Raw genomic sequence first — 13,333 nt, forward strand, 5'->3', positions numbered from 1 at the left:
AACATCTCCGGGGTGTCTGTACGCACCCCGGAGTGTCACGTGTCAGTTGTGCGCGGCAACGTTCGGGGCGATCTGTCCTTCTATCAATTCGCTGATCGTGTAGTCGATCGACAGTGGCGAGGCATTGCGCAGCGCTGTGAGGGATGCGGCGTCGACGTCGACGTACCGGCCGTCGGCGACGGCCGGAATCGATGTGAAGACCGGATCGGACAACGCCTGCTGTGACCCACCCACTGCGAAGAAACTCAACAGCAGGATGTCGGCATCGAGTTGGCGCGCATTCTCGGGAGAGATCGTCGCCGACCCGGAGCCGTCGCCCGTGTCGGGTAAGGAGCTGATGGTGTCGGTGAGGGTCATTCCGAACTCGCCGAGGATTACGCTGCTGAAATCGTCGGGATCGTTGACGGCCTTGTAGCCGACAGGCGTGGCGATGCCGAGCGTGTATGTCACGCCGTCGAGTTCGGGGTTGCGCTCGACGGCCTCGTCGATGTGGGTCTGGACGTCGTCGATGAGGGTTTCGGTGGCGTCCTCGCGGCCGAGTGCGCGACCGATCTGGCGGGCCTGGTCCTGCCACGGGATCGTCAGGTACGTGGCGCTTTCCGGACCGACCACGGGTGCGATCTCGCTCAATTGGTCGTGGTAGGTCTCGAGGTCTGCGAATGTCGTCGCAACGATGAGGTCGGGCTGCAGCGCTGCGATGGATTCGAGGTCGAGATCGACCACATCGAACCCGGCTCGGGTGGTGTTGACCCGCGTCGGTTCACCTTCGATCAGATCGGTCTGCCACGGCACCTGCCCATCGGGGGACAGTGGGAAGGATGCGGTGCCGACGGGTTGTACGCCGAGAGCGAGCACGGTATCTGCCTCCTGCCAGCCGAGTGCGACGACGCGCTGCGGATCGGCGGGAACCTCGACGGTCCCGAATCGGTCGGTGATGATTCGGGTTTCTTCGTTCGTGGGGGTCTCGGTGCCGGCGCAAGCGGTGCCGAGTGCAGTCAGTAGGGCGAGTGTCAGAAGTGCGGGTGCTGTGCGTGTGGCACGGCGTGGTGGGCGCACGTTGTGCTCCTGTCGAAAGCGGCCGGGTAATAGTTAGGTTAGACTAACCCACATAATTAATCTTCGCTCAACCCGATATCGAGGTGCAGTACGTATCGGGACTCCTCGTAGGTGCGTGCCTGCACGGCGCGACTACGAGTGCGGGCGGAGGTTATTCGCGGTCGGGCACCAGGACGGCGGCGCCGCGGACTCGGTCGTCGGCGAGATCGGTCAATGCTCGGTCCGCTTCCGACAACCGGTAGCGCACCGTGCTCACCTGGATCCGGTGCTCACCGGCGAAGCGCAGGAAGGTGTGCGCGTCGTCGCGTGTATTGGCTGTCACCGACCGGATCTCCCGCTCGTAGAACAAGTGCTGCTGGTAATTCAGCGGAGGGACATCGGTCATATGGATGCCGGCGAGGGAGAGGATTCCACCACGGTCGAGTGCTTCGAGTGCGGTCGGGATCAGATCTCCGACGGGTGCGAACACGATGGCGGCGTCGAGCGGGACGGGTGGCCTGTCGGCCGAGCCCTGCACGGATTCTGCGCCGAGTTCCTCGGCGAGCGCGCGGGCGTCGGCGCTCCTGGTCATGACATGAACCGACACTCCGCGGTGCATCGCCACCTGCGCCGCAATATGGGCGCTACCACCGAAACCGTAGATGCCCAGGCGCCCGCCCTCCGGAACGGCCGCGCGCTCCAATGCGCGGAACCCGATGATGCCGGCGCACAACAAGGGCGCGAGTTCGACATCGTCGTAGCCCTCCGGGAGTGGAAGTGCGAACTGTGCAGGGACCGTGACGTATTCGGCGTATCCGCCGTCATCGTCCCACCCGGTGTATCGCGAATGGGGACAGAGGTTCTCGCGCCCGCGCAGGCAATACCGGCAACGTCCGCAGGTGTACCGGAGCCAGGCGACGCCGACGCGGTCGCCCGGTGAAAAGCCGCTGACCGCGTCGCCGGTCCGGTGCACGGTACCTACCACCTCGTGCCCGGGAACCACGTGGCGCCGGTGGACGGGCAGGTCGCCTTCCGAGACATGCAGGTCGGTTCTGCAGACCCCGCAGGCCTGGATCTCGATGAGTAACTCGTCGGGACCCACCGTGGGGATCGGGCCGGGTTCGAAGACGAGCGGGTGCTCGTGGATCGGTCGCGGGTCTGCTACCCGCCACGCCATCATCGTCCCGTTCGAGTTCACGGCGACCCCCGGTTTTCTCGAGCCTGCCCCACTGTAGGTCGGATGTCGCGGTTCGCGGTACGGAAATCCTCTGCGTCAGGACGCCTCGAATCGCGCTTCGACGTCGGCGCTGAGCGTGATGCGGTCGGGTTCCAGAGAGTAGCCGGGACCGTTCTCTTCGGACGCCGACGCCGCAGCGGAACGCATCGCTCGCATCATGGGTGCACCTCCTGCACCTGGGCTCGGGCCCGGCTGAAGACCCAGCATTCCTGGATCGGCAACGGCGAGAGCACGGAAGTCGCTGTAGCCCAAGCTTTTCGTGTAGCCCTTGGCTTTGGCGAGGGCATCGCGGACTGCGAGGTCGCGGACCTTCGCCATCCGCTTCTCGCGGGTCTTGCGGGTGATCCACCAGTTCAGGTTTGCGATCGCGACGGCCTCGACCTCGGAGGCAGTGTCGACGAACGCGCTGACCGCGTCGAACTCGCGGAATGTCACGGTGAGTGACGCCGAGGAGGTGTACCGCCAAGGGCGGGTCTTGCCGTCCTTGCTGTACGGGCGGTGTCGACTGTGGCGTACCTGATCGAAGGTCCAGCGAGTGACCGGGCTGTTGTTGCGTTCGCGCAGCTCGGTGACGAGGTCGGTCAGGGTGACGATCGCGGCGGTGACCGGGTCGGCGGCGTGCTCGCGCGTCGTGCCGTCAGCGTGCACCCGGAGCGCGACCGTGCACCGGTTCGGGGCGAACTCGCGTTCGGCATGGCCGGTGACAGTGACGATGACGGGATGATCGCTCATGGACGCGAGTGTGCCAGTCCGAAGCGGGCCGGTGGGGGAACTGCGGGCCTCAAAGCTACTCGAGCGGATCGATCGGACTGTCGGTGATCAGTGCGGTCAGGATCATCGGGGCGTCGCCGTCGCATTGATTGAGCGACACCGCGACCCAACGGGAATCCGATTCGGTGACCGGACCCCAGACCGCCAGATCACCTAGGCAATCCTTGGCGACGAGTGTGCGGAAGGGTTCAGTGGTGGGCGGCTGCCATAATGCGGGCCCCATCGTCACCGTGCGGTGAGGCCCCCAGCGGCGGGTCAACTCCGCAATCAACGACGTGAGATGGCCTTCCGCTGCCTCCTCCGCGACGTTCCATTCCGGTGCGTATACGCCGACGAAGTCGTTGCTCTCCCAGAGCGGGAACAGCTGGAAACCGGCACCCCGGGTGATCGTCCATTCGCCGGTGTTCGGTTCTCCCTCATCGGTGGTGGGCCCGGAGGTGGGGAGTGGAACAGCGAGTGCGGCTGCGATGTCCGACACGGCGCGATCCGCATCGAACTCGTCACCCGATCGGGCCGTCATCGTGTGTGCCTGTTCATCCGCGCGTCTCTCATGTCGGCCAGAGTGCCAGCGGGGTCCGACAATTGCGACGTACTCATGTGCTGCCGCATCTGGCGGGATCGCGGATCTCGGGCACGACGCCGACACGTAATCAGGATTCCATCGGAGGGGTGGGGATCAACGTGGTTCCGAAGGTGATGCGGATGGCGTTGTCCTTCTCGGTCCGGTAGGAGGCGAGTACTTCGTTGAATTTCGCCTGGATTTCGGCGAGGTCGTCGGTGTCGACGTAGAGCGGTGTCGCGCCGAATCCGAGGTAGTTCCTGAGGGTTCGATCGCCGCTGTCGATGAATTTGTCGAACTCTTTGCCGAGCATGCCGAGGAACGAGACGAAGGCGCTGCGTAATTCGGCGTTGCCCACGGCGTCGAGGTCGTCCTGGCCGACGTGCGCCATGCGCTCGCCGAGCGCGAGCGTGCGTTCGATGGTTCCGCGGACGCGTCGTTCGTCCACGACGGTGACGACCTGTGCGTCGATCAACGCGGACACGTGGCGGTAGAGCGTGGCCTGGGTGATGTCGGGTAGTTCCTTGCGGAGCTCTGCGGTGGTCAGACTTCGACCACCGAGCTGTTGGATGATCCGCAACCGTACCGGGTGCAGCACGACGTCGGCTATCGACGGTTCGCCGTCCATCTGGCCCTTTCCTCCATTGTTCTCACTCTGATAATGTTCTCACTATCGAGTCCAGGTTACCGCTGACAGAAGGGCCACCGCCATGGCCGACCTATCGCATTCCGAATCTTCCCTGCACCTCGCCTTCACCGGCTGGGAAGCACTCTTCGTCCGTCGCACCCACTTGTCGCTCCCGAGGTCGTCGATAGTCCGTGTGGAGGTGCTGCCGGGGTGGACCTCCGAAGTGCTCGGCATCCGGAACGGTCTCGCAATCTCCGGTTTCCTCAAAGTGGGCACCTTCACGCATCCCCGCGGCACCAAACGGCTCGTCGTCATGAAGCGAGGTGAACCATTGCTGCGCATAGTGCTTCGTGGCCGCGTGGCCGGCGACGAGTTCGACGAACTACTCGTCAGCAGCCCCTGCTCCGTCGAACTCGCTCGCGGTCTTCAAGGAGCTTCGGCGTCATGACCGGCATTGCAGTCGAACACCTGACCAAGAGATTCGGCATGGTCGATGCTGTTGTCGACACGAGCTTCACCGCCGAGCCTGGACGAGTGACCGGATTCCTCGGCCCCAACGGAGCAGGCAAATCCACCACCTTGCGGATGCTCCTCGGCCTGATCCGACCCGATGCGGGCACCGCCCGGTTCGGCGGGGTCCCGTACGTGGACCTCCCGTTTCCTACCGGCACTGTCGGTGCTGTGCTCGACATCGCCTCTGCGCACCCCGCGACCACTGCCCGCGCCCACCTGCGCACCTATTGCGCACTCGGGGGTCATCCGGTGCGGCGAGTCGGCGAGGTGATCGACTCGGTCGAACTCGACCGGTTCGCCGACCGCCGCGTCGGCACCTACTCGACGGGAATGCGACAGCGGCTCGCGCTGGCCACCGCACTTCTGGGCGATCCCGAGGTCCTGGTCCTCGATGAACCGTCCAACGGTCTCGACCCCTCGGGCATCGTATGGTTGCGCACATTCCTTCGTGAGTTCGCAGCAGGCGGTGGCACCGTGCTGATCTCGAGCCACGCGCTGTCCGAACTGCAGAACACCATCGACGACGTAGTGCTCATCGATCGTGGGCACATCGCGTGGACGGGCGAACTCTCCGAACTCGTGGCCACAGGGGACACGCTCGAAGAGGCCTTCCTTTCCCTCACCGAGAGGGCGGTTGTGAAATGACGAACGCGGTCCGCGGTGAGTTCTTCCGGCTGTTCTCCACGCGCTTGCCGTTGTGGGCGTGTGTCGCGGCCGTTCTGTCCGGTGCCGGACTCACCGGTGTGCTCGGCGTGGTGGGTCCGGAGAACGCGTCGCCGCCGATGCCCGGCCTCGATACGCCGGAGGGCGTGGCGATCGCCGTGGGCTTCACCGGTCTGTTGCTGTTCGTGCCCGCACTGTTCGGAACGATTGCGGTCACAGGCGAGTACCGCCACAAGACCATCGGCACCACTTTCCTGGCGGTTCCGCGACGAGGGGCGGTCCTCGCCGCAAAACTGTTCGTCTACAGCGTCTTCGGTCTCGCATTCGGGTTCTTGATGTCGTTGTCGTCGGCGCTTGCGCTGTGGGCGGTCACGGCCTCGAGGGGCATCGACCTCGGCGCCACGACGGGAGGTCTCGCGGCGGTCCTCGCTCGCGTTGCCGTGGCCGCAGCGATCTACACATTGCTGGGTGTGGGGATCGGCGCGCTCGTGCGCAGCCAACTCGTCGCGGTCGGGATCGTGCTCGGGTACTTCTATTTCCTCGAGCCGGTGCTCATGATCCTGCCTGGTCTGAACACGCTGTATCCGTTCATGCCGGGAGGGGCGACATCGGCGTTGACGAACTTCACGTTCCTGAGCGACACCATGGCGGGGGAGATGTCGTCGGGGGCGGCGGCCTTGCTCACTCCCGCGCTCGGTGCACTCGTGTTGCTGATGTATGCGGCAGTGGCATCGGCGGCGGCTGTGGTGGTTCCGCTGCGGCGTGATCTGGCGTGACCGTCGCACGTGGCTCAGGTCACGGGCATGTAGTTCGAACGATGGATACCGTTAGTCTTGCGAACGGTACAACGTACATGCAGTCGGTTACATCGGCCGACCTTGCGCGGTCGCGTGCCGCGACGAGCTCGACGGCTTGCGTGTGCAGGCCGGTGATCGAAGGACCTTGTGAACAATGGGCAAGACCTCGAACTCTGCGATGCCGAAGATTGCAGCAGCTGTTGTTGTGATCGCCATCGTCGTTGTCGGGATCATCCTTCTCTCGCCGCGGGGCGAGGACGACGGCGACATGGCCACGACTTCGTCCTCGGCTCCTGTCGCGGGTCTGGAAGGTTTGGAAAGTGTGCCGCAGAATGCGACTTCGTGCCCCCGCGCGTTCGACAGCCCTGAGGTGACCAGCGCCGCGATCGCAGACCCGGCCATGTCCTGTGAGTTCGCCGAAGCGGTGCGTCGCTCCTACCTGGACCAGCCGTTGCGATACGGGCTGGTGACAGTCGAGGCGCGCGAGCCGGCCACCGGGCAGAACCAGACCATGAAGTGCTCGGGAAGCCCTGTGGTCACCTGTGTCGGCGGTGACGTCGTCGTATACCTGAACTGATCCGCGGTGTAGCGGGCACGGCGAGGATCGTCGCGATGATGCGGGTCGATCCCACCTGATTGCGCATGCCGATCGCCGGAACATGCGATGGTGGCAGAGCGAGATGATCCCTCGAGGATGTGCAGGTGACTTCCGTGCCCATCGACAACGATGTGTACAACCGTGAAGGTGCAGCGTGGTGGGACGAGGACAATCCCCTCAACATGCTGCACGGGAGTCTGACATCGGGTCGCTTCGCGTATTTCCTCGAGGTGCTCGAGAAGAGGGTCGGTCGCGAATACACAGGACTGCGTGCCCTCGACGTCGGGTCGGGTGGTGGGTTCCTTGCCGAAGAGTTCGCGAAGATCGGATTCGGTGTTGTCGGTGTCGACCCGTCGGGGATTTCCCTGCTCACAGCGGGCAGACACGCGGCCGAGGGAAACCTCGAGATCGACTACCTGCGCGGTAGGGGCGAGATGCTGCCGGTTCGCGATTCCTGGGTAGACGTCGTGTATTGCTGCGACGTGCTCGAGCATGTCACCGATCTGGACGCGGTGATCGGCGAGGTCTTCCGGGTGCTCGAACCGGGAGGATTGTTCTTGTTCGACACCATCAACCGGACTTGGACCAGCCGACTCGTTGCTATCAAGATCATGCAGGAGTGGCGATGGTCCCGGCTCTTCGACACTCCGATCCACGACTGGACGATGTGCGTGCGGCCGGAGGAACTCGCGGAGGTCATGAGCAGGCACGGACTCCGCGCCGGAGAGATCGTGGGTCTCGGACCACGGTCGAAGAATCCGTTGCGGGTACTCGACATGGTGCGGGGCGCGCGGGGCCGGCTCCCGTGGGGAGAGGTGAGCAGGCGGCTGGACTTCGGACGAACGAGATTCACCGGTATCTCCTACATGGGTTACGCGGTCAAGATGTGACACGAGCCCGAGCCCGAACATTGCTCTGATGGATCGGTACCGAGAACTGAGGAGGACCCGATGAGTGAACCGAAACCGCACACCGTCTCGCCGGAATGGCTGTACGAGCAGCTCGCCGACGAAGACCTGGTCATCGTCGACGCGACCACCCACCTCACGATGCCGCCGGACGGGTCGGTGCAGATCGAGCCCGGTCTCGCCACGTACCTCGAAGCCCACATCCCGGGTGCGGTGTATGCAGATCTGTTCACCGACTTCTCCGATCATCATGCCGCCCAGCCGTTCACCGCCGCTCCGTCCGAACGCTTCGCAACGGCTGCCGGTGCCGTCGGAATAGGGGACGGCCGCAGGGTGGTGGTGTACGACCAGTCGAGTGGGATCTGGGCTGCCCGTCTCTGGTGGCAGCTGCGGCTCGAGGGGTTCGACGATGTTGCCGTCCTCGACGGTGGGCTACCGGCCTGGACGGCAGCGGGCTACCCGGTGTCGGACGAGCAGGTCATCCCGCACGCCGCCACTTTCACGTCGCATCGCCGTCCCGAACTGCTGCGTTCCACCGGCGAAGTGCGTGGTGCGCTCGACGACCCGCACACACTGATCATCAACGCTCTCGACCCGGCGACCTATCGAGGTGACAGCCCGTCGTACCCCCGCCGCGGGCACATTCCGGGCAGCATCAACATTCCGTTCGGTGATCTCGTCGATCCGTCGACCGGGCGTCTGAAGCAGCCGGCCGAATTGCGGGCGGTGTTCGAGAAGGCGGGTGCGCTCGACCCGGACGTGCACCCGGTGACATATTGCGGTGGTGGTATCGCCGCGTCGGGTGTTGCACATGCGCTCGCGGTGGCTGGACGTTCCGACGTCGCGGTGTACGACGGATCGCTCAACGCGTGGACCGCCGATGAGTCGCTGCCATTGGTGGAGGGGCCGGATCCTCGCTGACGCAGGTCGGTTCGCGCGCTCGCCGGTCTCCCGCTGCCGAACAGCACTCGCGGGAGATCGGCGGGCGCGCGACCAGCCCTCAGGGGTAGTTCGGGTTGTTGAACTCCGGAATCTCGATGCTGATCGTCCGCAGCTCGGACATGTAGAGCAGCACGAACTGGCGGAGCAGTTCGTCGAAGGTCCAGTACGCCTCCGGGGCCAACGGCAGGGGAAGTAGCCCCTCGCGCACCGCGATGAATGGCCCCCATGCCACATTGAGGAGGTTGTCCCACAGCAACTCTCGGGGGATATTCAGCCAGTTGGCGATTTCGTCGCCGAGCGTGAAGCGCGTCAGGGCGCCCAGGATCGGCCGGCTGAGGAGTGTGAAATCGAGTCCGGCGCCGAGATCGAGGAGCATGTCCGCGAGTTTGAGGCCTTCGGAGGTGGGTGCCAGCACAGGGTCGAGCGACGCTTGGGCTTGGGACTCGGCGTCGTCCCAGGTCGCGGGGATGTACTGGTCCTCGATGCCGAGCATGTGGGCACTGATCTGCCAGGAATGGAGGAACCCCTCGGACTCATTGGCCGGAATCGGCACCTTCCACTGCTTCAACACGCGCATGACGGTCGTGGGGAGGCTGTGCCAGGTGACCATCATGTCGTGCTGGCTGATCGGAATGTCTTCGGGTGCGGCGCCCTCCCAGTGCGGCGACTGCGGCAGAAGATGACGTACTGCAGCATGCACGAGCCTGGTTTTCACGGCGGTGACGATCATCTCGCCGTCGTCGAGGTACGCGTTACGGGAGCCGATGTCGTAACCCAGCTTCGCGGTCTTCGAGATACGGCGCTTCATGTTGGCGCCGCCCTTCGAGTAGTACACGGCGCGAGCCTCTTTCGGGATCACCGTGCTCATCATGCCGCTCGCGAAGCCGTACAGGACGCCGAGATAGAGGCCGCGCTTCTCGTTGAAACGCACCGCGGTCTCGAGCTTGCCGCGGTCTGCCCACTCCGGCAGTTGACGTGCCCGCTCCATGAAGTCCTTCAGGTCGGCGGGAAGTCCGTCGGGCAGGGGCTGTCCGTTCTTCGTCCATGTGCGGAGGAGTTGATTGACCCTGGGTACGTCGCCTCGGTCGAGTAGCGATGCGACCAGCGGGTCGGCTTCGGTGTCCCAGACGGTTCGCGGATCTGCGCCGCTACCGGTGCCCGGGATCGAGCCCGCCGGCGACCACCGCCAGGGTTGTGCGTTGGCGGGCGTCGCGAGCGCGATTGCGCTGAGAGCGCTCAGAGCCCCGCCGGCCGCCAGAATCTTTCGCCTACTGAGATCGGTCATGCCATCTACCCCCGATGAGATGCAGAGAGAAACAGGGTTACAAAATCCGTTACTGCGTATCATTTTGTAACACGGTGTGACGACGTACGTGTGCAGTTTTGCCGAAATTGCCGCACGGAACGGCGTGTAGCCTCGGATTCCCCAGGAGGTGATCGTGGATTCTCAACCACAAGCCCGAACAGCGGCTTCGGAATCTCTACTCGAGCGCGCTTTGCTCGAAGCTGTCGAGAATGCCGATGAGGCCGACACCGTGCGCACGCGTCTGCTGGACGCAGCCCACGAACAGTTCTGCCGTTCCGGAATCCAGCGCTCGTCGATGGAGGAGGTCGCCAGGCGGGCGAACCTGTCGCGGGTCACGCTCTACCGAAGATTCGAGACGAAGGATGCGCTCGTCGAGCAGGTACTGCTGCGCGAATTTCGTCGATATTTCGATCGGTTCCTCGTCGATATCAGATCCGCACGCACCGTCGCCGATCGTATCGTTCTCGGATTCGTGAGCTCGCTGACCGCAATCCGTACCAACTCGTTGATCGGTGGTCTTCTCGACGCCGAACCGACACTCCTCGCAGGATTGCTCGTCGATGACGGTCGGATGCTCGCCATCGCACGGCAGTTCGTCGCGGGGCAGCTTCGCCGCGAACAGCAGGCAGACACCATCTCGCGCGAGATGGACATCGATCTCACCGCGGAGATGATGGTGCGGATCGCAGCGTCGTTCCTCATGGCCCCGACCGATCTGGTCGACCTCGACGATCAGGATCAGCTTTCGGTGATCGCCCGGCAATTCATCGTGCCGATGGTGGTGTCCTCGTAGTTCACTCCGCGATATGCAGCACGTTCGCGAGATGTGCGACGAGCGTCGTCATGCTTGCTCCGGGCCCGCGAAATCCCACATAGCCGTCGGGTCGTACCACGACGATCTCCGGGTGCGCACCGAACCCGTACATCCGTGCTGCGTTGCCCCGCTCGTCGCGGAGCACCCGTCCGTCGGCGGCCTGGGCGAGGTCCGGTGTGAGAACGTACCCGCGCACCAGGCCTCCGAATCTGTCCGCGATGCCTTCGGCCAGGTCGGCCGACTCCTTCACGGCAGGCCCGGTGGGGGCCCACAACAACACAGTGTGGCCCGGGTGGCGCAGGAGGTCGTGCAGTCGCAGTGGTGCGGCCAGTGCATCCTGACGCAGCTCGCGAGCATCGGGCGCCCGATTGCCAGGGACGGGGCCACCACCATCTGTCGAGCCCCCGACGATCGGGCTGTTCCGGTAGTTCAGTAGCAGCTGGGCTTCCCTCAGAATGATTGTCTCCACGTCGGTCTCGCCGCTTCCGATACCCTCACGTGCGTGACGCACGGTGCGACCCACTACGTCCTCGCCGATCGGCCGGCGTTCGACGTCGTAGCTCGCGAGCAGACCGTCGGCAGCATTTCCACTCACGGCGAGCGCGAGTTTCCAGCCGAGGTTGTACGCATCCTGAATTCCCGTGTTCATACCCTGTGCGCCCGTGGGCGGATGGATATGCGCGGCGTCGCCCGCAAGGAACACCCGCCCGGCGCCGTAACTATCCACGATCCGGTGGCTTATCCGAAACACCGACGACCACCGCATGTTTCGCGCGCGTGTGGGCTCCGGGGCCAGACGATCCAGCACGGCCTGGATGTGGGCGAGAGTCGGCGGGTTCTTTCCCTCGAGGCCATGGGCGACTGCGCCGTCCCCTCTGGTGGTGGCCAGATCGGGTGCGACCAGCGACGATACGCGGTACCGCTGGTCGCCCGGTAGCGGGATGCACACCATCAGGTCAGACGTGGAACCGTTCTCCTGCGTCATTGCACGTACGGCATATCCGGAGGGCAACGACCAATCCAGTTCGACATCGGCGAGCATGTACTCCTCGGGAAACGCGTCGCCCTCGAACGAGGATCCCAATCCTTTACGCGTCGCGCTGTGGGCCCCATCGCAGCCGACGAGATAGCGTGCCGACAGGTGCTCGGTGCCGTCCGTGCTGCGCAGGGCGGCGACGACGCCCCGTGAGGACTGCTCGAAGCCGGTGAGTTCGACGCCGTACCGCACCTTCGTGCCGCGTTCTGCCAGTGCCCTTCGGAGTACCTCTTCGGTCGCGTACTGCGGCATGCACGTGAAGCGATACGGCACATCGTCGGGCAGTTCGAGGTCGACTCGCATTGCCTCGTCGCCGTTGACGAACACGATCTGCCCGTGCATCGGAGTCGATAGATCGAGCGCGGGTCGGGCCACTCCCATCGCGTCCCACACTTCGAGAGTTCGAGGCTGGATCCCCACGGCCTTGGCGTAGTGCGTGGGTGTCTTCAATTTGTCGATGACGACGACTGAGACGCCCCGGCGGCGAAGTTCGATTGCGGCTGTCAACCCGACGGGGCCGGCGCCGACGACCAGGACGGAAGTTTCACTGACCTCGGACACGATCGAGCCTTTCGGTCGAAGGGGTTCGGGCAATTGTCTCCCGCACGGCCGGTACTCGGGCCGGAATCGGCCGCGCCGACCGAGGGCGACATAATCGACCGCCGAGAGCTGGAAGCGAGGAGGAGTCGTGGAGACGAGGGCACTGCCGGTTTACGCCGCTGGAGAGATCGAGGTGCCGTTCGTGATCGCCGGTATGGACGAACTCATCGGACGCGACACCCGTTTCGAGCCGCACTCGCATCCCACCCATGAGCTGTTGTGGAACGAGCGCGGCGCATCGAGCGCAACGATCGGCTCCCAGACCTGGACCATCTCCCCGACGATCGGACTGTGGATCCCGGCGGGTCTGCTGCACTGGGGCATCATGCCGACGGGGACGTGGTATCGCACTGCGCATTTCGGTATCGACCATGCGCCGTCGCTGTCCGATGGCCCGGTGGCCGTCGAGATGACACCATTGCTGCGTCTGCTACTCGACCGCCTCGCCGACGATTCGCTCGAGCCTGCATCACGATCGTTGACGGAGAAAATGGTGATCGACGTGCTCGTCCCCGCTGAGCACGAGCTGCTGGTCCGGGTGCCTGCCTCACCGTTGCTGCGACCCATCGTCGAAGCGATCGGCGAGGACCCCGGTGACCCGCGGACCCTGTCGGACTGGGCGACGGAACTCGGGGTCAGCCGCCGCACCGTCACACGTGCGTTCCGCGCGGAGACAGGCCTCAGCTTCGGCCGTTGGGTGGCGGCAGTGCGAGCGCAGCACGCGGTGATGCTCCTCGGACACGGCATCGAGCTGGGCGAAGTCGCAGAGCAGCTCGGGTATCGCTCGGCGAGCGCATTCGGTGCGGCGTTCAGGCGGGCCACGGGGGCGACACCGGCATCGTTCCGCGCGGGCTGAACGGGCGACGAGTCGTGACCCGATCGCGATAACCGGTGGCCCGATCGCGCGATTGCGTCTCAGGTCGGCA

The 13,333-nt window shown here is 64.7% G+C and carries 15 protein-coding genes; 8 read left to right on the plus strand and 7 right to left on the minus strand.

Going from position 1 to position 13,333, the window contains the following annotated elements; all coding sequences use genetic code 11:
- Positions 1 to 42 precede the first annotated feature (42 nt).
- The 5 genes from MWU77_RS17475 to MWU77_RS17495 form a co-directional block, all read right to left on the minus strand.
- On the minus strand, positions 43 to 1,056 hold the full coding sequence (locus MWU77_RS17475) for an iron-siderophore ABC transporter substrate-binding protein (RefSeq protein ID WP_169689757.1): 1,014 nt from the start codon (positions 1,054 to 1,056) through the stop codon (positions 43 to 45).
- Between the two features lie 151 nt (positions 1,057 to 1,207).
- Positions 1,208 to 2,215 carry a zinc-binding alcohol dehydrogenase family protein gene (locus MWU77_RS17480; RefSeq protein WP_206040318.1) on the minus strand — a complete coding sequence of 336 codons (1,008 nt, stop codon included), beginning with the start codon at positions 2,213 to 2,215 and terminating at the stop codon, positions 1,208 to 1,210.
- 93 nt (positions 2,216 to 2,308) lie between these two features.
- Positions 2,309 to 3,004, minus strand: a complete 696-nt coding sequence (locus tag MWU77_RS17485; protein ID WP_247274351.1) for an SIMPL domain-containing protein — start codon at positions 3,002 to 3,004, stop codon at positions 2,309 to 2,311.
- Positions 3,005 to 3,059: 55 nt separating this feature from the next.
- A complete protein-coding gene (locus tag MWU77_RS17490) occupies positions 3,060 to 3,563 on the minus strand; it encodes a hypothetical protein (RefSeq protein WP_169689760.1) in 504 nt (167 codons plus the stop codon).
- A 130-nt stretch (positions 3,564 to 3,693) separates the two neighbouring features.
- On the minus strand, positions 3,694 to 4,230 hold the full coding sequence (locus MWU77_RS17495; RefSeq protein ID WP_169689761.1) for a helix-turn-helix domain-containing protein: 537 nt from the start codon (positions 4,228 to 4,230) through the stop codon (positions 3,694 to 3,696).
- An 82-nt stretch (positions 4,231 to 4,312) separates the two neighbouring features.
- On the opposite strand from MWU77_RS17495, the gene MWU77_RS17500 reads away from it, so the two are divergent.
- The 6 genes from MWU77_RS17500 to MWU77_RS17525 all read left to right on the plus strand — a co-directional run bounded on the left by MWU77_RS17500 (position 4,313) and on the right by MWU77_RS17525 (position 8,630).
- Positions 4,313 to 4,678, plus strand: a complete 366-nt coding sequence (locus tag MWU77_RS17500; RefSeq protein WP_169689762.1) for a hypothetical protein — start codon at positions 4,313 to 4,315, stop codon at positions 4,676 to 4,678.
- Complete coding sequence (locus tag MWU77_RS17505; RefSeq protein ID WP_169689763.1) at positions 4,675 to 5,388, plus strand: ABC transporter ATP-binding protein; 714 nt, start codon at positions 4,675 to 4,677, stop codon at positions 5,386 to 5,388. Before MWU77_RS17500 ends, MWU77_RS17505 begins: the two co-directional genes overlap by 4 nt.
- Complete coding sequence (locus tag MWU77_RS17510; protein WP_169689764.1) at positions 5,385 to 6,182, plus strand: ABC transporter permease; 798 nt, start codon at positions 5,385 to 5,387, stop codon at positions 6,180 to 6,182. The genes MWU77_RS17505 and MWU77_RS17510 overlap by 4 nt, the downstream gene beginning before the upstream one ends.
- 175 nt (positions 6,183 to 6,357) lie before the next feature.
- Positions 6,358 to 6,780 carry a serine/threonine protein kinase gene (locus MWU77_RS17515; RefSeq protein WP_169689765.1) on the plus strand — a complete coding sequence of 141 codons (423 nt, stop codon included), beginning with the start codon at positions 6,358 to 6,360 and terminating at the stop codon, positions 6,778 to 6,780.
- Positions 6,781 to 6,905: 125 nt separating this feature from the next.
- On the plus strand, positions 6,906 to 7,691 hold the full coding sequence (gene ubiG, locus MWU77_RS17520) for a bifunctional 2-polyprenyl-6-hydroxyphenol methylase/3-demethylubiquinol 3-O-methyltransferase UbiG (protein WP_169689766.1): 786 nt from the start codon (positions 6,906 to 6,908) through the stop codon (positions 7,689 to 7,691).
- 60 nt (positions 7,692 to 7,751) lie between these two features.
- On the plus strand, positions 7,752 to 8,630 hold the full coding sequence (locus MWU77_RS17525; RefSeq protein WP_169689767.1) for a sulfurtransferase: 879 nt from the start codon (positions 7,752 to 7,754) through the stop codon (positions 8,628 to 8,630).
- A 79-nt stretch (positions 8,631 to 8,709) separates the two neighbouring features.
- On the opposite strand, the gene MWU77_RS17530 is transcribed toward MWU77_RS17525, so the two are convergent.
- Complete coding sequence (locus tag MWU77_RS17530) at positions 8,710 to 9,936, minus strand: oxygenase MpaB family protein (RefSeq protein ID WP_169689768.1); 1,227 nt, start codon at positions 9,934 to 9,936, stop codon at positions 8,710 to 8,712.
- Between the two features lie 154 nt (positions 9,937 to 10,090).
- Here MWU77_RS17530 and MWU77_RS17535 point away from each other — a divergent pair, with 154 nt between their 5' ends.
- Complete coding sequence (locus MWU77_RS17535) at positions 10,091 to 10,750, plus strand: TetR/AcrR family transcriptional regulator (RefSeq protein WP_169689769.1); 660 nt, start codon at positions 10,091 to 10,093, stop codon at positions 10,748 to 10,750.
- 1 nt (position 10,751) lies between these two features.
- Here the strand turns inward: MWU77_RS17535 and MWU77_RS17540 are convergent, their stop codons facing one another.
- Positions 10,752 to 12,368: an FAD-dependent monooxygenase gene (locus MWU77_RS17540; protein ID WP_169689770.1), complete on the minus strand. Its 1,617-nt coding sequence runs from the start codon at positions 12,366 to 12,368 to the stop codon at positions 10,752 to 10,754.
- Positions 12,369 to 12,495: 127 nt separating this feature from the next.
- Between MWU77_RS17540 and MWU77_RS17545 the strand changes: the two genes are divergently transcribed.
- Positions 12,496 to 13,263 (plus strand): AraC family transcriptional regulator, encoded by a 768-nt coding sequence (locus MWU77_RS17545; protein WP_169689771.1) that lies wholly within the window; start codon positions 12,496 to 12,498, stop codon positions 13,261 to 13,263.
- The last annotated feature ends 70 nt before the right edge of the window (positions 13,264 to 13,333 follow it).

Origin of the sequence: Rhodococcus sp. F64268 (genome assembly GCF_023015605.1) — a bacterium.
In the GTDB taxonomy this organism is placed as follows: domain Bacteria; phylum Actinomycetota; class Actinomycetes; order Mycobacteriales; family Mycobacteriaceae; genus Rhodococcus.

Excerpts from the sequence above, each read along its gene's own strand:
- MWU77_RS17480 (WP_206040318.1), bottom strand. The coding sequence starts at position 2,215 with ATGATGGCGTGGCGGGTAGCAGACCCGCGACCGATCCACGAGCACCCG.
- MWU77_RS17485 (WP_247274351.1), bottom strand. The coding sequence starts at position 3,004 with ATGAGCGATCATCCCGTCATCGTCACTGTCACCGGCCATGCCGAACGC.
- MWU77_RS17490 (WP_169689760.1), bottom strand. The coding sequence starts at position 3,563 with ATGACGGCCCGATCGGGTGACGAGTTCGATGCGGATCGCGCCGTGTCG.
- MWU77_RS17495 (WP_169689761.1), bottom strand. The coding sequence starts at position 4,230 with ATGGACGGCGAACCGTCGATAGCCGACGTCGTGCTGCACCCGGTACGG.
- MWU77_RS17500 (WP_169689762.1), top strand. The coding sequence starts at position 4,313 with ATGGCCGACCTATCGCATTCCGAATCTTCCCTGCACCTCGCCTTCACC.
- MWU77_RS17505 (WP_169689763.1), top strand. The coding sequence starts at position 4,675 with ATGACCGGCATTGCAGTCGAACACCTGACCAAGAGATTCGGCATGGTC.
- MWU77_RS17510 (WP_169689764.1), top strand. The coding sequence starts at position 5,385 with ATGACGAACGCGGTCCGCGGTGAGTTCTTCCGGCTGTTCTCCACGCGC.
- MWU77_RS17515 (WP_169689765.1), top strand. The coding sequence starts at position 6,358 with ATGGGCAAGACCTCGAACTCTGCGATGCCGAAGATTGCAGCAGCTGTT.
- MWU77_RS17525 (WP_169689767.1), top strand. The coding sequence starts at position 7,752 with ATGAGTGAACCGAAACCGCACACCGTCTCGCCGGAATGGCTGTACGAG.
- MWU77_RS17530 (WP_169689768.1), bottom strand. The coding sequence starts at position 9,936 with ATGACCGATCTCAGTAGGCGAAAGATTCTGGCGGCCGGCGGGGCTCTG.